This window comes from Thalassococcus sp., assembly GCF_982780845.1.
In genome coordinates this window covers 79,994-99,372 of the sequence record NZ_CEYADA010000016.1, presented here as the reverse complement: position 1 = coordinate 99,372, position 19,379 = coordinate 79,994, and the positions used below count along the sequence as shown (strand labels likewise).

Sequence of the window (19,379 nt, the reverse complement as noted above, 5' to 3'; positions counted from 1 at the left end):
TGGGGCTTTTCGCATCCAACAGGATAGAAAGCTTACGCTTCGGCTTGTGCCTTGGCGATTTCTTTCTTCACTTTCAGCGCTGTTGCCGAAAGCTCAGTGTCTTTTGCTCTTGCCAGGAACTTGTCCAGACCACCGCGGTGATCGACAGTACGCAGAGCAGCTGCCGAAATACGCAGTTTGATACCGCGGCCCAGTGTTTCGGACTGCAGAGTTACGTCGTTCAGGTTCGGCAGAAAGCGACGCTTGGTCTTGTTGTTGGCGTGGCTGACATTGTTGCCAACCATCGGGCCCTTACCGGTCAGTTCGCAAACACGCGACATGGTCTTTTCCTCGTCTCTAAGGGCGAATGATCGGCCATCCGCCAAAATCAAAGGGCGCCGATTAGCAGCGCCCGGAATCTCGTCGGGCTTCTCTAGGCACTAAGCATGTGCGCGTCAAGCCTATCTGCGCCTAGCTTTGCAAGTAGGTCCTCAGAAACCTGTCTGCAGCGGCTGCAGCGGTCAATTCACCCTGTTCTACATCGTGCGAAAGCGCCTGCATCGCGCCTTTTAGCGGTTCTTTACTGAGTCGCGACAGCAATCCTTCGCGCACCTCTGATTCGAACCAGTAGCGCGCCTGTGCCGCGCGGCGGCTGTCCCAATGACCGTTTTCACGCCGCCAGTCCGCCAGCGCCTGCATTTCGTCCCACGCCTGCGCCAATCCGTTTTCTTCCAGCGCGGACACGGTCAGCGCCTTGGGGAAGCCTTGGGGATCTTGCGGACGCTTGCGCAACAGGCGCAGCGCACCGGCGTAATCGGCACAGGTGCGGGTGGCCGTGGCCTTCAGGTCGCCGTCGGCTTTGTTGACCAGAATGATATCGGCCATTTCCATGATGCCACGTTTCACACCCTGTAATTCGTCACCACCCGCAGGTGCCAACAGCAGCAGGAACAGGTCGGACATTTCGGCCACCACGGTCTCGGACTGGCCGACGCCCACGGTTTCCACAAGGATCACGTCAAAGCCCCATGCCTCGCACAGGCCAATCGCCTCGCGCGTGCGGCGGGCGACACCACCAAGGTGGGATTGGCTGGGGGACGGGCGGATAAAGGCGTTCTTTTCGCGCGACAGGCGGTCCATCCGCGTTTTGTCGCCCAGAATCGACCCACCCGACCGCGCCGACGACGGATCAACCGCCAGAACAGCAACCTTCAGCCCCTGTTCGATCAGCATCATGCCGAAGGATTCGATAAAGGTGGATTTGCCCACACCCGGCGTGCCCGACAGACCGATGCGCAGCGCCGATTTCCCGCCGCTTTGCGCGTTCACCTTTTCCAAAAGCTCGGTCGCCATCTGCCGATGATCGTCGCGGCCGCTTTCCACCAGAGTGATCCCACGGGCCAAGGCGCGGCGGTCGCTGGCCAGAATTCCGCTGGCTAGGGCGTCGATATCCATGGTGTGTGGCCTCCCATCCGTTCGGGGTTTTCTGCATGGCAGAGACAGGCTTGTCCAGTCGCCAAAGGGCTTATGCATGGCAGCTGTGCGCCGATACACCTTTACTTCTGCGGCCTTGTGACCCACGTCAGCGCTAACGGTTATTCAAACAGGAGCTTTTCATCATGTCGGACCCGAAAATCGGTATTTACGGATTGGGCACCATGGGCGCGGCGCTTGCGTTGAACATGGCAGACAAAGGAATTGCCATCGCGGTGTCGAACCGGACGGCCTCGGTCATTCCCGAATTTCTGGAACGCGCGGGCGATCTGGCGGATAATATCACCGCTGTGGACGACCTGAAGGCGCTGATCGACGCTCTGCCAAAACCGCGCAACCTGTTGGCCATGATCCCCTCGACCGGCCCGATGGATGCGTTTCTGGATGATGTGATCCCGATGCTGGAGGCGGGCGACACCGTAATCGATGCGGGCAACGCCGATTTCCATTCGACCCGCGCCCGGGCGGCGCGTCTGGCCGAACACGATCTGCACTTTGTGGGTCTGGGGGTTTCCGGTGGTGAAGAAGGCGCGCGGCACGGCCCGTCGATGATGATGGGCGGCACAGATCACAGCTGGTCTGAACTAAAGCCAGTACTGGAAAAGATCGCCGCCAAGTTCGACGGCGCGCCTTGTGTGGATCACCTTGGCCCCGATGGCGCAGGCCATTTCGTGAAGACCGTCCACAATGGCATCGAATACGCCGACATGCAGGTGATCGCGGAAACCTATGACATTCTGCGCAATGGTCTGGGGATGGATCTGCCTGCCGTCGCCGACCAGTTCGACGCGTGGAACGATGGCCCCCTTGGCAGCTACCTGATGGAAATCACCGCCAAGGTGCTGCGCTATGACGATCCCGAAACCGGCAAACCCGCCGTCGATGTGATCCGCGACAGCGCCGGTCAGAAAGGCACAGGCCGCTGGACGGTGATCGAGGCCGTGAAGCTGGGCCAATCTGCCACGATGATCGAAGCCGCCGTTGCGGGCCGCGCGTGGTCGGCGGAAAAGCCGTTGCGCGAACTGGCTGCCAAGGCCTTTGGCGAAGATCGCGGCGCGCTTGATCTGGACGTGACCACGATCGAGGCCGCCCTACGCGTGGCCCGTGTGCTGGAATACGCCCAAGGCTTCCGTATTCTGAAGGCCGCGTCGGATGAATACGACTGGAACCTTGATCCCGCCCGCATCGCCGAGATCTGGCGCGCAGGCTGTATCATCCGCGCCAAGATGCTGGACGATATTTCAGCCGCATTCCGCGATGGTGCGCCCGAGGGCCAGTTGCTGCTGGCCCCTGCTTTCCGCGACACGATCCAAGACGGCATCCCTGCGCTGCGTCAGGTCGTGGGTGCGGCCGTCGCCGCGGGCCTGCCCGTGCCTGCGCTGGCCTCGGCGCTGGCGTGGTACGACACGATGCGCCAGTCGCGCGGGACGGCGAATGTGGTTCAGGCGCAGCGTGATTTCTTTGGCCGTCACGGCTTTGAACGGCTGGACGCCGAGGGCGCGCATCACGGCCCTTGGTGGGATTGAACGCCTAGGTCCGGCGTTTCGCACGAAGCGTCGGATCAGCCTCGCGCGGGTTTTCCGGCCATGGATGTCTCGGATATCGCCCGCGCATGTCCTTGCGCACATCGGCATAGGAGGTGTCCCAGAAGTTCGGGATATCCATCGTGGTCTGCACAGGCCGCCCCGCCGGTGACAGTAGCGTCACGCGCAAAGGCCGCTTTGCCACGACAGGATGCACCGTCTGGCCGAACATTTCCTGTAGGCGCAGCGAAATCTCGGGATCGTCGCCGGAATAATCAATCGGGATGTCACGCCCCAAAGGCGTTTTGAACGCCGCAGGGGCGGCGGCGTCCAGCGCCTGCATCTGGTTCCAATCCAGCATGGCGCGCAGCGCGGGCAGCAGATCGAACTTCTTCCAGTCATCGGCGGTTTTCACACCGTTCAGATGGGGCAGCAGCCAGTCGTCCAGACTGTCCATCAGGGCCGCGTCCGACATATCCGGCAGATCGCCACCTGCGTCCCGCACCAGCATCACGCGGGCGCGGAAGCGTTTGGCTGCATCAGACAGCGACAGGCCCAGATCACGTACGCCGTCCAGCATGGCGGCGGCCACGGCATCAGAGGGCGCGTCTTTCCAGATGCGATCATCCAGCGCGATGGCCCCCAGCCGTTCCTGCTGACGCGCCACAACACGGCGGTCGCGTTTGGACCACGCGCAGCTGTCTTCCCACGCGATTTGATCGGCAAATAGCCCGCGCACTTCGCTGTCGCTGATGGCAATCGCCTGTCTGATCTTGGCTTCACGCGGGTCACCGTCCAGATCGGTTGCGACGATCAGGCGGCTGGCCCCCATAGGATCATCCGGCGCAAAGATCGCGCCCTTGCCGCCTGACAGCTGGAACCGTGGCGCATCGCCCTTGCGGCGCAGACCGACGCGGTCGGGATAGGCCAGCGCGGCCAACTCCGCAGGGCTAAGCCCCTTGGACGGGGTCTTGCCGCGCAGGCGCTTGGCCTCGGTGCGGATACGGTCCAGCGCGGGGCGGTTTACGTCATAGGGGTTCCGGTCGCGGAAAGCGCGCAGATCCTCCAGTGCCTTCAGGCGCAGCGTCAGGTCTGACGGCGCACCACGCAACGGATCACGATCCGCCAGCAAGGCGGCCAAAGGCGCGGCATCCGCCCCGCCCAGCACCATCATATGCGCCAGACGCGGGTGCAGCGGCAGCGCGGCGATCTGGCGACCGTGATCAGTGATGCGCCCCTGCCCATCCAACGCCCCCAACATGTGAAGCAACGCCTGCGCCTCGCCCAGAACGCCCGCGTTCGGTTGGGTCAGAAACGGCAGATCACCGGCCTCCGCCCCCCAAAGCGACAACTCTAGCGCAAGACCGGTCAGGTCGGCGGCCTCGATTTCGGCGGGTGGGAAGGGTTGCATGCCCCCTTCTTCGCCCTTGGTCCACAGGCGGTAACAGGTGCCTTCCGCCACGCGGCCCGCGCGGCCAGCCCGCTGTGTCGCCTCGGCCCGTGTGACGCGTTCTGTCACCAAACGCGACATGCCCGAGGATGGATCGAAACGCGCACGACGCGCGCGGCCACCGTCGATGACAACGCGGATGTCTTCGATGGTCAGCGAGGTTTCGGCAATAGACGTGGCCAGCACCACCTTACGGCCCTTGGTTTCGGGCCGGATCGCGGCGCGTTGGGCGGCGAAATCCATCGCGCCATATAGCGGCCTGATGTTGTGATCGGTTGGCAGACGGCCGGTCAGTTTGCCTTCAACCCTGCGAATTTCGCCTTCACCCGGCAGGAACACCAGAATGCCCCCGTCGGTTTCTGCGGCGGCGGAGACGACCAAATCGGCGACCGCATCTTCGAACCATTTGCCCTTGGGCACGGGGCGATCTAGCCAGCGGGTTTCTACGGGAAAACTGCGCCCTTCGGACGTGACGCGCGGGGCGTCCATCAGCTCGGCCAAGGGGCCTGCATCCAGCGTGGCCGACATCGCCAACAGGAACAGATCGTCCCGAAGCGCGCCTGCCACCTCAAGACACAGCGCGAGCCCCAGATCGGCATTCAAAGACCGTTCATGGAATTCGTCAAAGATCACCGCCCCGACACCCTCCAACCCCGGATCGGATTGCAGACGCCGGGTCAGGATGCCTTCGGTGACAACCTCGATCCGCGTGTTGGCGCTTACCTTGGCCTCACCGCGCACGCGGTAGCCCACGGTCTGCCCCACCTTTTCGCCCAGCACATCAGCCATACGTTCGGCGCTGGCACGGGCGGCCAGACGGCGGGGTTCCAGCATCAGGATTGTGCCGTCGGTCAATCCGGCTTCAAGCATCGCCAAGGGCACACGGGTGGTTTTACCCGCACCCGGCGGGGCCTCAAGAACAGCGCGGCCCCGCGATTGCAGGGCCGTCAGCAAGTCCGGTAATGCGTCTTCTATGGGAAGGCGCATGTCGCGATCACTTACCCAAACACCAGCGCATCACCGCCTTTTGCGCGTGCAGGCGGTTTTCGGCCTCGTCCCAGATGACCGAGTTCGGGCCGTCCATGACTTCGGATGTGACCTCTTCCTCGCGGTGGGCGGGCAGACAGTGCATGAACAGCGCGTCGGGCTTGGCGGCCTCCATCAACTGGCGGTTCACCTGATAGGGGCGCAGCATGTTGTGGCGACGTTCCTTGGCCGATTGCGCGTCATGCATCGACACCCAAGTGTCAGCGATGATCAGATCGGCATTTTCCACGGCCTTCATCGGATCACGTTCAATGGTGATCTGCGCGCCTTTGTTGCGGGCAAAGCCCACGAATTCCATCTCGGGGTCCAGTTGCACAGGGCCTGTAAAGGTCAGGTCACAGCCGAACTGCCCCGCTGCATGCAACCAAGAGGCACAGACGTTGTTGCCGTCACCGGCCCAGACCACCTTTTTGCCCGCGATGGGGCCACGGTGTTCTTCGAACGTCATGACGTCGGCCATGATCTGGCAGGGGTGCGTGCGGTCGGTCAGACCGTTGATCACCGGCACGCTAGCGTATTCAGCCATTTCCTCAAGCACGGCTTCGTCGAAGGTCCGGATCATGATCATGTCCACGTAGCGCGACAGAACACGGGCCGTGTCAGCGATGGTTTCGCCGTGGCCCAGCTGCATGTCGTTGCCCGACAGCACCATGGTTTCGCCGCCCATCTGGCGCACGCCCACGTCGAACGACACGCGCGTCCGCGTCGAAGGTTTTTCAAAGATCAAAGCAACCATGTGGTTTTTCAGCGGCTGCTCCGCATCCGGCGTCGCCTTGGGCGCACCGTTGCGGGCCTGCTTCATGTCTTTGGCCTGTTCGATCATCTGCCGCAAATCGGCGGGATCGGTTTTATGGATATCCAGAAAATGGTTCATAACAGCGTTTCTTTTCCTTTGGCGAAGGCAGCGATCAGACCGCCCGCCCCCGCAATATATTCATGTGATTAAGATCAGGCAGAGGCACCCTGCGCCGCGAGCGCGGTTGCCACCGTGGTCAGACGTGTCAGCGCTTCGTCGATCTCGGCCATGCTCAGCGTAAGGGGTGGCAACAGACGCACCACGTTGTCGGCCGCAGGCACGGTGATCAGTTCGTTGTCATAGGCCTTGTTGACGACATCCATATTGGTCACACGGCATTTCAGACCCAGCATCAGGCCGCTGCCGCGCACTTCCTCGAACACCTGCGGATGCAGCGCGACCAGCCCTTCAAGCCCCTGGCGCAGATGACCGGCCTTGCGGTTCACCTCGGCCAGAAATTCTTCGTCCGCGATAATATCCATAACCTTGCCGCCCACGGCACAAGCCAGCGGGTTGCCGCCATAGGTCGATCCATGCGTGCCAGCCGTCATGCCAGAGGCCGCGTTTTCAGTTGCCAGCACGGCACCCAGCGGGAAGCCACCGCCGATGCCTTTGGCGACCATCATGATATCCGGCGTCACACCGGCCCATTCATGCGCAAACAGCTTACCTGTCCGGCCCATGCCGCACTGGACCTCGTCAAAGATCAGAAGCGTGCCGGTTTCGTCGCACAGATCGCGCAGGCCTTTCAGGCACTGATCCGGAACGGGGCGAATGCCGCCTTCCCCCTGAACGGGTTCGATCAGAACAGCCGCCGTGCGATCCGTGATCGCCGCGCGTGTCGCGTCGTGATCCCCCCAAGCGATATGGGTGAAGCCCGGCAGCAGGGGCGCAAAGCCCTTCACCATCTTCTCGGATCCCGCCGCGGCGATCCCCGCCGACGACCGACCATGGAACGATCCGCCGAACGTGACGATCTCGGTCCGGCCCTCATCGCCTTTGTCGTACCAGTACTTGCGCGCCATTTTCACGGCCAGTTCGCAGCTTTCGGTACCCGAGTTGGTAAAGAACACCGTGTCGGCAAATGTGTGCTCCACCAGCTTGTCCGCCAGCGCCTGCTGTTCGGGGATCTGGTACAGGTTCGACACATGCCACAGCTTGTTCGCCTGTTCGGTCAGCACCTGAACCAGTTCAGGATGCGCATGACCCAGCGCGTTCACCGCAATCCCTGCGCCAAGGTCCAGAAAACGTCGGCCGTCTGCCTCGATCAACCAGCTTCCTTCGCCTTTGACGAACGTCAGCGGAGCACGATTATAGGTCGGCAGAATAGACGGGATCATAGTGGTATCCTCATAAAAGAGCCCGATTGGTGCCAAGGGCACGGGGGCAAGTCAAGGTTTTGCAGTGTTTGAAAGGGGTGAACAGGATCGTCCCGCCGCATTTCGGCAGGAAAATGAGACTTAGATGTCTCGTCGCAAGATCAGATCGGTGTTCATAAGCGGCGCTATGGCAGCAGATCCCCCCTCTGGCAAGAGATTCCTGACGTGGGCGCGCGTTTTCGGTCTTTTCATTCAGAACATGCTGCGTATAGTCGCGCCCATGATGATCAAAGGCCATATCACAGCACTTTCGCACCGCCCTTCGGCGGCGGCGACGCTTGGCCTGCTTCTTCTCCTAACCCGCCTCTGAGCGCGTCCCTAACGGCGCGGCCGCTCAGAGGAGTACCGGGATACGCGTCGGACAAGGACCCAGGAGAAGATAGAAGAGAGACCTGACATGACAGACACGACCAAAGACCGCGTGGTTATTTTCGACACCACTCTGCGCGACGGCGAACAATCGCCCGGCGCCACAATGACACATGACGAAAAGCTCGAGATTGCCGAGCTGCTGGACGACATGGGCGTCGACATTATCGAGGCAGGCTTTCCGATCGCCTCGGAAGGTGACTTCCGCGCTGTGTCGGAAATTTCCGAACGTTCTAAGAACTCCGTGATCTGCGGTCTGGCGCGCGCCAATTTCAACGACATCGACCGCTGCTATGAGGCCGTGAAAAAAGCCGCCCAGCCGCGTATCCATACGTTCATCGGCACATCGCCGCTGCACCGCGCGATCCCGAACCTGACCATGGACGAAATGGCGGTGAAGATCGAAGAAACGGTCACACATGCCCGCAACCTTTGTGACAACGTCCAGTGGTCGCCGATGGATGCCACCCGCACCGAATGGGATTACCTCTGCCGCGTTGTCGAAATCGCGATCAAGGCCGGTGCCACCACGATCAACATCCCCGACACCGTTGGCTACACCGCCCCGCGCGAAAGCGCCGATCTGATCAAACGCCTGATCGAAACGGTGCCGGGCGCGGATGAGGTGGTCTTTGCCACGCACTGCCACAACGACCTTGGCATGGCGACAGCAAACGCGCTGGCCGCCGTCGAAGGCGGCGCACGCCAGATCGAGTGTACGATCAACGGTCTCGGCGAACGCGCAGGTAACACCGCACTGGAAGAGGTCGTCATGGCCCTCAAGGTGCGCGGCGATATCATGCCCTTTGAAACCGGCATCGACACCAAGAAAATCATGCACATCTCGCGTCGCGTGGCAGCTGTGTCGGGCTTCCCCGTGCAGTTCAACAAGGCCATCGTCGGCAAGAACGCCTTCGCGCATGAATCCGGCATCCACCAAGACGGCATGCTGAAAAACGCCGAAACCTTCGAAATCATGCGCCCCGAAGACGTGGGCCTTTCCGGCACGTCCCTGCCCTTGGGCAAACATTCGGGCCGTGCCGCCCTGCGTGACAAACTGCGCCAGCTGGGCGTCGATGTGGGTGACAACCAGCTCAAGGACATCTTCGTGCGGTTCAAGGATCTCGCCGACCGCAAGAAAGAGGTCTACGACGAAGACATCCTCGCACTGGTCACAGCCACAAACACCGATGCCATATCGGACAGCCTGCAGATCGTGAACCTCAAGGTCATCTGCGGCACAGGTGGCCCGGCAGAGGCGACGCTGGAAATGGAAATCGATGGCAAGGAAGAAACCGCCGTTTCCGAAGGCGACGGTCCGGTGGATGCGACCTTCAAAGCGGTCCGTATGCTGCACCCGAACAAGGCACGCTTGCAACTCTATCAGGTTCACGCTGTGACCGAGGGCACCGATGCACAGGCCACCGTCACCGTCCGTCTGGAAGAAGACGGCATGATCGCCACGGGCCAGTCCGCCGACACAGACACGGTCTACGCGTCGGCCAAGGCCTATGTGAACGCACTCAACCGCCTGATCATGCGCCGTTCCAAATCCGAAGGATCGGATGCCAAGGAAGTCAGCTACAAAGACGTTAACTGACGCCCGCCAAAGGCACCCGCCCGAGGAGGCGGCCAAAGGCCAACGACGAGATAAACCAGCACGCGGTCCCATCGGGGCCGCGTTCCTTTTGGTAAAGCCTAGCGCTCCAGACCCAACGCCTCGGCAAAGGCTTCGGAAAACTGCCGCGCGCCTTCCAGGGTCAGGTGGTTGCCGTCCGTGTAAACCTGATTTTCCTCGCGGTACGCGCCCCAGAACAGGTCGTGGAAATCATAAAAGGCAACGCCGGTTTCCTCGGCCAATACCTCGATACGCGGGCGTTCCTCTTCCCAAAGCGCGTTCAACACCGGATCGTTGAAATAGGTTTCCGTCATCGGTGCCACGAACATCACGAATTCGGCGCCTGCGGCTTCGGTTTCCGCGATCATCGTGCGCAGCAGCGAAAGATTGAAATCACGGATGCCCGGCACTTGTTCCAATGCCGATTTTGCGCGTTCCCCGTGATCCCATGCGTTCAACTGGCCTGAATTGTCCAGACAATGGGCCGCCATCGGATAGCGCGGAAACCCGTTGCGCTGGCCGAACTCATGTGGGTGGCTCAGCGGATTGCGCAGCACGCCACAGCCCTGCGCGGCGATTGCGTCATCCACATCCCCCATCGCGCGGCGCACAAGCTGGGAAATCGCGTCTTTGGTCATCTGGTTCACGCGCACAAACGGCATGACCGAAAAATGCGTGTGAAAGAAAATCCTTGCCCGCTCGGCAAAGCTCATGTTGGCGTCATCGGCGGGCATCGGCGTGTTTTGCAGCCATGACGACTCGATCAACCAGTTTTCCGGCGTTGTGATCCGGTGATCATGATCCAACAGCGCAGGCGACACGGGCATAAACACATAGTCCAGCCCCTCCACGCGCGACAGCGCGGCCCGCAGTTTCAGATCAGCGGTCCAGATATCCCCCAGATCTTCATTCAGGGAATGCCCAACCAACCCCATCGCGGGATAATAGACTGCCCGACCATGGGACGCGCCCAAGGTGATCGCGTCCAGCCTGTCTTCCACCTCATAAAAGGCGTCCACCGGCTCAACGCGCTGTGCTTTGGGCACGAACACCGTACCCACGACAAAGGGAACCGCAAAAACAAAGGCCGTCAGGGCGACGAACCACAGGAACAGGCGCTTAAAACTCAAAGTAGATAAACTCCTGCGTGTTGAAGTTACCCAGCAGGATCACCGCAGCACAGATCAGCCCGATCAGGATCGGACGCACCATCGGCACCTCGGCCAGCGCCTCGATGTTCCAGCGGTTGCCGCGCCATGCGTTCCAGTCGTTCAGGAACAAGAACGCCATCATGCCCAATCCCACCACAAAGTTTTCGCGATACTGGCCGTCGGCGATAATGCCGATCCCCAGATCGGTTGAAAACATCGTGCCAAGCTGGCTGATCAGATGCTGCGTGTCGGTGATGAAAAACATCGGGGCCGAGATCGAGCAGGTCAGCAAAACCGCCGTATGTCCTGTCATCTTGGCCAGCCACTCCGGCCCGTTCAAATGCGCCAATACGCCCGAAATCGGCCCCCACACACGCATCAAAATGCCCTGCGTCAGACCGAACAGCACAAAGTTCCACGACGCCCCGTGCCACAATCCGATGATCACCATCGCCATAATCGCCGTCAAAGACCGCCACGGTTCCTGCGGATAGCGCCGCGCAATGGGAATGTGGATGTAATCCGTCACCCAGCGGGTCAGCGTTATATGCCAGCGCTGCCAGAAGCCCGTCAGGTTGCGGGCAAAAAACGGCTGGCGGAAGTTTTCAGACAGGGTGATCCCCATCATCCGTCCCAGCCCGCGCGCGATCAGCGTGTAAGCCAGAAAATCCGCATAGACCTGCACCGTGGCGCAGAACCCCACGCCCCACATCAACAGCCCGCCTTCGCTGGTCCAAAGCGCCGATTGCACAAAGCCCGCGATGTTGTCGGCCACAGCCAGTTTGCAGAACACGCCCCACGCCACCAGAACCATGCCGCTTTCGCACATATCGCGACTGGGCATCGGCAGTGCCTTGATCTGCGGCATAAGCCGCCCCGCCCGTTCAATGGGGCCTGCAACCAGCTGCGGGAAAAAGCTAACGTACAGAAAATACGTGAAAAAGCTTTCCTCTGGCTTCAGCTTTTTGCGGTAGATGTCGAACGTATAGCTCATGGTTTGGAGCGTGTAGAACGAAATCCCCAAAGGCAGCACAAGGTTGTGCAGCACCATATCCGTGCCGGTCACCGCCTGCACGTTGGAGGCAAAGAAGTTCCAGTATTTGAAGAAGAACAACAGACCCAGATTGAACAGGATCGACAGGATCAGCCACGTCTTGCGGTCGCGCTGCTGGTCTGCGGCGTAAATCTTGCGGCCCGCCACATAGTCGATGACAGCCGAGCCCACCAGAAGCGGTAGATATTTGGGGTCGTACCACGTATAGAAAATGATCGACGCCAACGCCAAAAGCACCGGTCGCTTCTGCGCCGAGATCGCAAAGTACCCCAAAAGAAAAAGCGGGGTGAAAATCGCAAAAGGTAACGAAGTGAAAGACATCTACTGCTGCTGCCGTCTTATTGTTAACGCGAGAGTGTAACCCTAATTCGCGCTATACAACGGCACGTTCTGGGCATTTACGCGTCATGATGCGGCATTCACATCACAGTGACCGAATATCACAGCATGGAAACCAGCACTTGATCCGGCGGACGGTGACCATCTGCAAAGGTTTTGATGTTGATGATCACTTTTTCACCCATTTCCAGACGGCCTTCGCGTGTGGCCGATCCCATGTGGGGTAGCAACACGACGTTGGGCAGATTCCGCAGCGCCGGGTTCACGTCGGTTCCGTGTTCGTAAACGTCCAGACCGGCACCGGCCAGTTCACCGGCCTCAAGCATCCGGCCAAGCGCGTTTTCATCGATCACTTCGCCCCGCGAGGCGTTCACGATCACGGCGTCAGGTTTCATCAGCTTCAATCGGCGGGCGTTCATCAGATGGAAGGTCGATGGTGTGTGCGGGCAGTTGATCGACACGATGTCCATGCGCGCCACCATCTGGTCCAGACTGTCCCAATAGGTCGCGTCCAGCGACTCTTCGACCTCGGGGCGCAAGCGTTTGCGGTTATGATAGTGGATCTGCATGCCGAAGGCCTGCGCACGCTTGGCCACCGCGCTGCCGATCCGGCCCATGCCCAGAATACCCAGACGACGCCCACTCAGGCGCCCGCCCAGAAACGCGGTCGGTGCCCAACCGGCCCATTCACCCGATTGCATCACGGCCATCCCTTCGGGAATGCGGCGCGTGACGCCCATAATCAGCGCCATGACCATATCGGCAGTATCATCCGTCACAACGCCCGGCGTGTTCGACACCATGATGCCGCGGTTGCGGGCGGTGCCGACATCGATGTGGTCCACACCAGCGCCGTAGTTGGCGATCAGTTTCAACTGGGGTCCAGCCTGCCCGATCATGCCCGCATCAATGTGATCTGTCAGCGTCGGCACCAGCACATCTGCGGTTTTCATCGCTTCGACCAGATCGTGTTTTGACATGGGCGTATCGTCTTCGCGCAATGTGACGTTGAACAATTCGCTTAGTCTGGTTTCGACCTGTGTGGGTAGGCGTCGCGTGACAACAACACTCAGACGTTTTGATGGCATCTAAAGATCCTCGGGCTTTCCCTGAAACGGCTTTAAAGGCAGAGTGTCTTAAGTCGGGACGGGGCACAAGAACCCCGCCGGAAAAACTAGAGCAGGACAGCAAATGATGACGAAAGTGAAAGCTTTGGGGCTGATCGCCGCCCTGATGCTGGCGCCTGTAGCCGCAGCGGCGCAGGATGCGCGCGGGTCGGTGACGAACCTGCCTTTGCCCCGCTTTGTGTCGATGAAAGCATCCGAGGGTAACGTGCGTCGCGGCCCATCGCTGAGCCACCGGATCGATTGGGTCTATGTGCGCCGCGACATGCCGCTGGAAATCACCGCCGAATTCGGACACTGGCGCCGCGTGCGCGACCGTGATGGCGCGGGCGGCTGGGTGCACTATTCGCTTCTCAGCGGTGTGCGCACTGTGATCGTGGAACGCGATATGCTGGATCTATACGCCAAACCTGATGAACGGTCGCAGGTCACGGCGCGCCTGGCGTTGGGTGTGATCGCAAAGCTGGATGAATGCACCGCAACGTGGTGCAGGGTCGAGGCCGGCGGCTATGACGGCTGGGCCCCGAAAGACGCGTTCTGGGGCGTCAAACCGGATGAAATCCGCGAATAATCACACCGAAGCGGGTCACTCGTTAAACAAAGACGACGTGGTTAACCCGCTTCGTGCATCAGGATTGCGGCCTCGGACGTGATCAGGTTGCGACGCGCCGACTGACCATAGCTGTAAGGGTTGTCCGACAGCTTGGGCATCAGATCCAACAGGCGCGTACGGTCGTGCGAATCCAGCGAAGACAGCGACGCCATGGCCGGATGGAAGCTTTCGGTTTCCACGCCATTGGCAAAGATCACTTCATGCTTCGGCAGCATCAGGTGCACATAGGTCACCTCGCGCATTGCGGAATCCTGAATGATGGTTTCGCCGTTGATCAGGTCTTTAGCGGCGACCAGCACTTCGCGTTCGTTAAACAGCGACTGCGCCACTGCACCGCGCACGATCAGACGATGCTCCGGCGATACAAGGAATTCGTCCTCGGGCCGTCCGATCCCGAAGGCACCGGCGCGGATACGCACGGGACGCAGTTTCGGCATCGCAAACAGACGAGCACCTGTCATGCGACGCGCACCGGTCCACAGGATTTCCTGCAAGCCGCTGTCTTTGGTCTGAACCAGATCGCCTTCACGCAGGTCTTCCACCGGACGCTCACCGTATTCGGTCATGATCCGTGTGCCGGGCGTGAAACAGATCACACCACCCGTGCGCCCCTCAACGGACGGGAAATGGCGTTGATCAATCGTATGATGCACGATCCACAAATCGGTATTCCGCGGCGGCTGTTCGCCCGCGAACATCAGCAAAGGCTGCGTGCCATTGCCGGTATCAATCAGCGTGATCGTGTAACTTTGCACCCCGTTCGAGACCACAAAGTGTTGGTCCATCTGGGTGAAGTCCGTCTCGGGTTCCGCGACGAACGGTTTGTTTTCCAGCGCTGCACCGACAAGTCGATGCACCATGCGTGCCGCACGGCGCCGGTTTTTCACCATGTCTTCGGTTTGCTCTAGCCGCAGTATGGAACTCGGGCCATCCACGCATACCGGTTCCCCTTGCCAGGACCAGGAAGCCCCAACAATCAGAGACGCCAGTGGCGCTGCATCCAACCCATCCACACTAGTTTGCGACCAAGAGACCACGAAGGTGCCCCTATAGTCAGTCCCCATGTGCCTGTATGCCTGCTCGTTGTTTTGTCGTTTTTTGTTTTTTAAACGTATATCAAAAGTTAGTGATTTATCAAAGGACAACGCAAAGCAATTAACTCAAAATTAACGAATTGGTCAGGAATTGTGATGCGTAAATACAACAAAACATGCAACTTAGCCGCGAAATACAGTCAGAATGAGAATTTGAGTTGGGTTGCGCCCACAAACTGACCCTCGGGTTGGCCTTCAAATTCCTCTTGCAACCACGACGTGCCGTAGAACAGGCTCAGGTTGCCACGCTGGAAATTGCCCCCTGCCCGCAGACGGGCGCGGGTTTCTTCCATTTCCGGGCCTGTACCCTCGGGAAGATAGATGCTGTTTTCCATCTGGGTCAGGTCACCTCCCAGCAAGAACGAAAAGCCGTCCTGTCCGCCACGGATCACCTCGTAGCGATGACCTGTCACAGGGTCGCGGACCAGCAGGCCACCTTGCCCGTATTGGCCGAACGTCAGGTCAAACCCGACGCGCCCCAACGTTTCGTCACCCACGCGCAGTTCTGCAAAGGGGCGCACCTCGGCAATAGACCCAAGGCTGTAACCGCGTCCGACCTCGCCCACAAAGGTCGGATGAAAACCATTTTCGATCTGGTTCGACAGAACCGACTGGCTGGGCGGGTTAATCCCCATGATATCGTGCATGGCCGTCTGCACCTGTGACACGCCGGTCTGCGGTCCGGTGATCACCAGATCGGTGCCAAGCGCAATGTCCGCCCCGAACCGCTGAAAATGGGTGTGCAGACCGAAGGACAGGATGCCCGCATAGCGGCGGTCGTCGGGGTTGAAATACACAAGGTTGGATGGACCGATCACCCGACCATGGCTGCGCAGTTCCAGAATGGCGCCAGCCTCGGTCGGCAGTTCGCCCATCCACGCAGGCCCCCAGATACGGCTTGCGGTAATGGACCCTGTCTGCCAGCGATCCTCGAAATCACCCAACGTGTCATTGGTCAGCAAAAGCCCGTAGCCCAGCTTTTCCCGCGCTTGGGCGGAGGCGCTGTGCGTCATGCCAATCAAACCGATCACCAACAGGGCGATCAGGGAAAGAACTGTTTTGCCGAAAGGTTGGCCTGCAAATAGTCGGAACATTGTGACTGCTTTTTTCATCGTTGGGTGTCCACTTGTTACCCTACGACGCCTGCAAACCCCGCGCCATTCCGACGGGAAACTTTGCCGGAAAAATCTACCAGCCGACGTTCAAACGCAACAGGCCCCGATGTGGGGCCTGCGTTTGTTTCGATGCTTAGGTTTCCTGCGTGTCGACCACAGCCTTGGTCGCCCATTGGGAATCCTCACTGGGCTGCGGCGGCTTTTGACAGGTGCCGGTATGGATATGCACCTTGGCGATGAACAGCGCCGAAATGGGCGCGGTCACAAACAGGAAGGCCATGATCAGGATGTGCTGGATGGTGCCGTGCCCGCTCAGAAAGGAATCGATCATCGCCGCCATCAGCAACGCACCAATCCCCAGCGTGCCCGCCTTGGTCGGACCATGCAGGCGCTTCATCGGCATATCCAGCTTCAGCAAGCCAAAAGAGCCCACAATGGTGAACAGCGCCCCGATCAATAGGCTAAGCCCGATCAGAATATCAGCAAAACCGGTCATTCGATGATGTCCCCCCGCAGCAAGAAGCGCGCATAGGCCACGGTGGACACAAAGCCCAGCATGGCAAAGATCAGCGCCGCTTCGAAATAAACCTGTGTGCCCTGATAGAGCCCCACAAGAACGATCAGACCGATGCCGTTGATCACCATGGTATCAAGCGCAAGGATACGGTCCCCGGGACCAGGCCCGATAACCAGACGCACCATCGCCAAAAGCTGGCTGACCGACACCGCCACAAAGGCGATGATCAACGCATAGTCGGCAAAGACTTCGGGTGACATCATTCGAAAATCTCCTTCAGGCGGGCCTCGTAGCGCTGTTTGATATCGTCACGCACGGCGTCCGGATCATCCGCGTCCAGCGCGTGAACCAACAGGCAGTGGCCTTCGTCCGACAGATCGGCAGACACGGTGCCGGGTGTCAGGGTAATGGTACCCGCCAGCATGGTGATAGCCTCGGGCGTTTTGATATCCAGCGGGATGTTGACCCATGTGGATTTCATCTTGGCGTTCGACTTGGTCATCACGATCCACGCGACCTGAACGTTGGCCACCAGAATATCCCAGATCACCAACAGCGTGTAGCTGACAAGTTTGCCAAAGCGGATACCGCGCGGCACGTCCGGCCAGTAGGCCACGGTAGCCTGAGGGATCAGGATGCCAAGGATCGCGCCGAACACGATGGTCCCAAGGCTGAGGCTAGAGTTCAGGATCGCCCAGACCAGAATAAGGATCAGGGTCAATGCAGGGTGCGGCAAAAGCCGTCGCAGGGCTGAACGCGCCATATCAGTGTCCCTCCTTCTCGTCTGCTACGCCGCGGGCGTCGTCTTTCTTATCGCCGTAGTCCTTGTCATGCGCCTTGGACAGGTCCTTGCCCGGTGTTTCCAGAACTTCGGAAATATAGGGCTGCGGCGCAAACAACTGGGCCGAGGTCGCCGCCAGATAGCGGTTGATCGGACCGGCCAGAACTGTATGCGCCACGATAAGCGCAATCAGCAGGCCGATGGCCACGAACGGCAGAACCGGCGGTTTGGGTTGTTCGACCGGCTCGTCCGAGGGTTCTTCGGACGCTGCCACCTGGCGCGCCTTCCAGAACACGGTGCTGCCTGCACGACCAAATCCGACAACGGCAATCAAAGACGTGCCAAGGATCACGGCCCATGCCCAGACCATCAGGTCAGACGTGTAGGTCGCATCCAAGATCAGAAGCTTGCCGACAAAGCCGGACAGCGGCGGCAAACCGGCCATCGCAATCGCTGCGGCAAAGAACATGCCCGACAGCAACGCGTTGCTTTGGATCGGCTTACTCGCGGTCAGCGCCAGCCCCGCCTCGCCCCGCTGTTCACGCACCTGATCCACTATCAGGAACAGCGCAGCGGTCGCCAGCGTGGAGTGAACGACATAATAAAGCGCGGCGGTGATGCCTGTTTCGGTGAACAGCGACACAGCCGTGGTCAGCATGCCCATCGATCCGATGACCGCGAAGGCCACCAGACGATCCAGCTGCTTTGCGCCCAGAACGCCGACCATGCCGACCACAAGGCCGATCAGACCCAGCGGCATCAGCCATGTGTCAAAGAGCCCTTGGGTGATCTCCAACTCGGGCGGGAAGACCATCGTGTAGGTACGGATGATCGCATAGGCACCGACCTTGGTCATGATCGCGAAAAGCGCGGCCACCGGACCGGGTGCCTCGGCATAGGAAGACGGCAGCCAGAAGTGGATCGGCGCAATCGCCGCCTTGATCGCAAAGACAAGGATCAGCAGAACAGCCGCCACGCGGATGCCTGCGCTGCCCTCGGGCTGGATCGCCGCGACGCGGTTCGCCAGATCGGCCATGTTCAACGTACCGGTTTCCGCATAAAGCGCGCCCAGCGCGAACAGGAACAGGGTCGAGCCCAGCAGGTTATACAGCACATACTGCGTACCCGCCTTCAGCCGCTTGGTGCCGCCACCGTGGATCATCAAACCGTAAGAGGCGATCAGCAGGACTTCGAAGAAGACGAACAGGTTGAACAAGTCGCCTGTCAGGAACGCGCCCATGATGCCCATCAGCTGGAACTGGAACAGCGCATGGAAATGTTGCCCGCGTTTGTCCCAGCCAGAGCCGATGGCATAAAGCAGAACACACAAGGCCAGAACGGCGGTCAGCAGAACCATCATCGTCGACAGGCGGTCGCCCACCAGAACGATCCCGAACGGCGCGGCCCAGTCGCCCATTTGATACAGCGTGATCGTGCCGTCAGAGGCATTCCGCGCCAGACCGGCAGCCAAAGCCACCAGCGCCGTGGTGCCGGCAAGGTTGAACACCCGCTGAATGGTCAGATGGAAACGCGCGACCAGAACGATAAAGGCCGCCAACATCGCCGGAAGGACGATGGGCAAAGCAATCCAGTGGCTCATGCCTGACCCTCCTTTTCGTCCAGATCATTCACGTGATCATCATTGGCCCCCAGATAGGCGCCCAAGGCGATAACCACGACAACCGCCGTCATACCAAAGGAAATCACGATCGCAGTCAGAACCAGCGCCTGCGGCAGCGGGTCGGTGTAGGTTGCTGCATCCGACAGGATCGGCGGCGCGCCCACGGTCAGACCACCCGACGCGAACAGAAAGATGTTCACCGCGTAGGTCAGAAGCGACATGCCGATGATGACCGGAAAGGTCCGAAGGCGCATCGCCAGATACAGCCCTGCGGCTGTCAGGATGCCAATTGCACTTGCGACAAGCAGTTCCATA

Annotated in this window: 18 protein-coding genes; 3 read left to right on the top strand and 15 right to left on the bottom strand. The window is 60.0% G+C overall.

What is annotated here, in order from left to right:
* Positions 1–32 precede the first annotated feature (32 nt).
* Both rpmB and meaB read right to left on the bottom strand, forming a co-directional pair.
* Positions 33–320, bottom strand: a complete 288-nt coding sequence (rpmB, locus tag AC4FIA_RS16080) for a 50S ribosomal protein L28 (protein ID WP_490366685.1) — start codon at positions 318–320, stop codon at positions 33–35.
* A 130-nt stretch (positions 321–450) separates the two neighbouring features.
* Positions 451–1,434 (bottom strand): methylmalonyl Co-A mutase-associated GTPase MeaB, encoded by a 984-nt coding sequence (gene meaB / locus AC4FIA_RS16075; RefSeq protein WP_490366684.1) that lies wholly within the window; start codon positions 1,432–1,434, stop codon positions 451–453.
* A 164-nt stretch (positions 1,435–1,598) separates the two neighbouring features.
* Between meaB and gndA the strand changes: the two genes are divergently transcribed.
* The gene (gndA, locus tag AC4FIA_RS16070) at positions 1,599–2,999 is read left to right on the top strand and encodes an NADP-dependent phosphogluconate dehydrogenase (RefSeq protein WP_490366683.1); all 1,401 of its coding nucleotides are present in this window, start codon (positions 1,599–1,601) and stop codon (positions 2,997–2,999) included.
* Between the two features lie 4 nt (positions 3,000–3,003).
* On the opposite strand, the gene hrpB is transcribed toward gndA, so the two are convergent.
* The 3 genes from hrpB to AC4FIA_RS16055 form a co-directional block, all read right to left on the bottom strand.
* Positions 3,004–5,433, bottom strand: coding sequence for an ATP-dependent helicase HrpB (gene hrpB, locus AC4FIA_RS16065; protein ID WP_490366682.1), 2,430 nt, complete (start codon positions 5,431–5,433; stop codon positions 3,004–3,006).
* A gap of 7 nt (positions 5,434–5,440) precedes the next feature.
* Complete coding sequence (gene argF / locus AC4FIA_RS16060) at positions 5,441–6,367, bottom strand: ornithine carbamoyltransferase (protein ID WP_490366681.1); 927 nt, start codon at positions 6,365–6,367, stop codon at positions 5,441–5,443.
* Between the two features lie 74 nt (positions 6,368–6,441).
* Positions 6,442–7,629 (bottom strand): aspartate aminotransferase family protein, encoded by a 1,188-nt coding sequence (locus AC4FIA_RS16055; RefSeq protein ID WP_490366680.1) that lies wholly within the window; start codon positions 7,627–7,629, stop codon positions 6,442–6,444.
* A 436-nt stretch (positions 7,630–8,065) separates the two neighbouring features.
* Between AC4FIA_RS16055 and AC4FIA_RS16050 the strand changes: the two genes are divergently transcribed.
* A complete protein-coding gene (locus tag AC4FIA_RS16050; RefSeq protein ID WP_490366679.1) occupies positions 8,066–9,637 on the top strand; it encodes a 2-isopropylmalate synthase in 1,572 nt (523 codons plus the stop codon).
* A 98-nt stretch (positions 9,638–9,735) separates the two neighbouring features.
* On the opposite strand, the gene AC4FIA_RS16045 is transcribed toward AC4FIA_RS16050, so the two are convergent.
* The 3 genes from AC4FIA_RS16045 to AC4FIA_RS16035 all read right to left on the bottom strand — a co-directional run bounded on the left by AC4FIA_RS16045 (position 9,736) and on the right by AC4FIA_RS16035 (position 13,287).
* Positions 9,736–10,785, bottom strand: a complete 1,050-nt coding sequence (locus AC4FIA_RS16045) for an SGNH/GDSL hydrolase family protein (RefSeq protein WP_490366678.1) — start codon at positions 10,783–10,785, stop codon at positions 9,736–9,738.
* Positions 10,775–12,181 carry an MBOAT family O-acyltransferase gene (locus AC4FIA_RS16040; protein ID WP_490366677.1) on the bottom strand — a complete coding sequence of 469 codons (1,407 nt, stop codon included), beginning with the start codon at positions 12,179–12,181 and terminating at the stop codon, positions 10,775–10,777. Before AC4FIA_RS16040 ends, AC4FIA_RS16045 begins: the two co-directional genes overlap by 11 nt.
* 119 nt (positions 12,182–12,300) lie before the next feature.
* Positions 12,301–13,287 (bottom strand): 2-hydroxyacid dehydrogenase, encoded by a 987-nt coding sequence (locus AC4FIA_RS16035; protein WP_287476219.1) that lies wholly within the window; start codon positions 13,285–13,287, stop codon positions 12,301–12,303.
* 106 nt (positions 13,288–13,393) lie between these two features.
* Here AC4FIA_RS16035 and AC4FIA_RS16030 point away from each other — a divergent pair, with 106 nt between their 5' ends.
* Positions 13,394–13,894 carry an SH3 domain-containing protein gene (locus AC4FIA_RS16030; protein ID WP_490366676.1) on the top strand — a complete coding sequence of 167 codons (501 nt, stop codon included), beginning with the start codon at positions 13,394–13,396 and terminating at the stop codon, positions 13,892–13,894.
* Between the two features lie 41 nt (positions 13,895–13,935).
* Here AC4FIA_RS16030 and AC4FIA_RS16025 read toward each other — a convergent pair whose 3' ends face one another.
* The 7 genes from AC4FIA_RS16025 to AC4FIA_RS15995 all read right to left on the bottom strand — a co-directional run bounded on the left by AC4FIA_RS16025 (position 13,936) and on the right by AC4FIA_RS15995 (position 19,378).
* Positions 13,936–15,000 (bottom strand): Hint domain-containing protein, encoded by a 1,065-nt coding sequence (locus tag AC4FIA_RS16025; protein WP_103911274.1) that lies wholly within the window; start codon positions 14,998–15,000, stop codon positions 13,936–13,938.
* Positions 15,001–15,170: 170 nt separating this feature from the next.
* Positions 15,171–16,124 carry a lipid A-modifier LpxR family protein gene (locus tag AC4FIA_RS16020; RefSeq protein ID WP_490366675.1) on the bottom strand — a complete coding sequence of 318 codons (954 nt, stop codon included), beginning with the start codon at positions 16,122–16,124 and terminating at the stop codon, positions 15,171–15,173.
* Between the two features lie 154 nt (positions 16,125–16,278).
* Complete coding sequence (locus AC4FIA_RS16015; RefSeq protein WP_490366674.1) at positions 16,279–16,641, bottom strand: cation:proton antiporter; 363 nt, start codon at positions 16,639–16,641, stop codon at positions 16,279–16,281.
* Positions 16,638–16,922 (bottom strand): K+/H+ antiporter subunit F, encoded by a 285-nt coding sequence (locus AC4FIA_RS16010; protein WP_490366698.1) that lies wholly within the window; start codon positions 16,920–16,922, stop codon positions 16,638–16,640. The genes AC4FIA_RS16015 and AC4FIA_RS16010 overlap by 4 nt, the downstream gene beginning before the upstream one ends.
* Positions 16,922–17,425, bottom strand: a complete 504-nt coding sequence (locus AC4FIA_RS16005) for a Na+/H+ antiporter subunit E (protein WP_490366673.1) — start codon at positions 17,423–17,425, stop codon at positions 16,922–16,924. Before AC4FIA_RS16005 ends, AC4FIA_RS16010 begins: the two co-directional genes overlap by 1 nt.
* 1 nt (position 17,426) lies before the next feature.
* Positions 17,427–19,043: a monovalent cation/H+ antiporter subunit D gene (locus AC4FIA_RS16000; RefSeq protein ID WP_490366672.1), complete on the bottom strand. Its 1,617-nt coding sequence runs from the start codon at positions 19,041–19,043 to the stop codon at positions 17,427–17,429.
* Positions 19,040–19,378, bottom strand: coding sequence for a Na+/H+ antiporter subunit C (locus tag AC4FIA_RS15995; RefSeq protein WP_287476231.1), 339 nt, complete (start codon positions 19,376–19,378; stop codon positions 19,040–19,042). Before AC4FIA_RS15995 ends, AC4FIA_RS16000 begins: the two co-directional genes overlap by 4 nt.
* Position 19,379: the final 1 nt, after the last annotated feature.

What these genes read in the sequence shown, in the direction of transcription:
- rpmB (WP_490366685.1), bottom strand. Translation starts at nt 320, where the DNA reads ATGTCGCGTGTTTGCGAACTGACCGGTAAGGGCCCGATGGTTGGCAAC.
- meaB (WP_490366684.1), bottom strand. Translation starts at nt 1,434, where the DNA reads ATGGATATCGACGCCCTAGCCAGCGGAATTCTGGCCAGCGACCGCCGC.
- gndA (WP_490366683.1), top strand. Translation starts at nt 1,599, where the DNA reads ATGTCGGACCCGAAAATCGGTATTTACGGATTGGGCACCATGGGCGCG.
- hrpB (WP_490366682.1), bottom strand. Translation starts at nt 5,433, where the DNA reads ATGCGCCTTCCCATAGAAGACGCATTACCGGACTTGCTGACGGCCCTG.
- argF (WP_490366681.1), bottom strand. Translation starts at nt 6,367, where the DNA reads ATGAACCATTTTCTGGATATCCATAAAACCGATCCCGCCGATTTGCGG.
- AC4FIA_RS16055 (WP_490366680.1), bottom strand. Translation starts at nt 7,629, where the DNA reads ATGATCCCGTCTATTCTGCCGACCTATAATCGTGCTCCGCTGACGTTC.
- AC4FIA_RS16050 (WP_490366679.1), top strand. Translation starts at nt 8,066, where the DNA reads ATGACAGACACGACCAAAGACCGCGTGGTTATTTTCGACACCACTCTG.
- AC4FIA_RS16040 (WP_490366677.1), bottom strand. Translation starts at nt 12,181, where the DNA reads ATGTCTTTCACTTCGTTACCTTTTGCGATTTTCACCCCGCTTTTTCTT.
- AC4FIA_RS16035 (WP_287476219.1), bottom strand. Translation starts at nt 13,287, where the DNA reads ATGCCATCAAAACGTCTGAGTGTTGTTGTCACGCGACGCCTACCCACA.
- AC4FIA_RS16030 (WP_490366676.1), top strand. Translation starts at nt 13,394, where the DNA reads ATGACGAAAGTGAAAGCTTTGGGGCTGATCGCCGCCCTGATGCTGGCG.
- AC4FIA_RS16025 (WP_103911274.1), bottom strand. Translation starts at nt 15,000, where the DNA reads ATGGGGACTGACTATAGGGGCACCTTCGTGGTCTCTTGGTCGCAAACT.
- AC4FIA_RS16020 (WP_490366675.1), bottom strand. Translation starts at nt 16,124, where the DNA reads ATGTTCCGACTATTTGCAGGCCAACCTTTCGGCAAAACAGTTCTTTCC.
- AC4FIA_RS16015 (WP_490366674.1), bottom strand. Translation starts at nt 16,641, where the DNA reads ATGACCGGTTTTGCTGATATTCTGATCGGGCTTAGCCTATTGATCGGG.
- AC4FIA_RS16010 (WP_490366698.1), bottom strand. Translation starts at nt 16,922, where the DNA reads ATGTCACCCGAAGTCTTTGCCGACTATGCGTTGATCATCGCCTTTGTG.
- AC4FIA_RS16005 (WP_490366673.1), bottom strand. Translation starts at nt 17,425, where the DNA reads ATGGCGCGTTCAGCCCTGCGACGGCTTTTGCCGCACCCTGCATTGACC.
- AC4FIA_RS16000 (WP_490366672.1), bottom strand. Translation starts at nt 19,043, where the DNA reads ATGAGCCACTGGATTGCTTTGCCCATCGTCCTTCCGGCGATGTTGGCG.
- AC4FIA_RS15995 (WP_287476231.1), bottom strand. Translation starts at nt 19,378, where the DNA reads ATGGAACTGCTTGTCGCAAGTGCAATTGGCATCCTGACAGCCGCAGGG.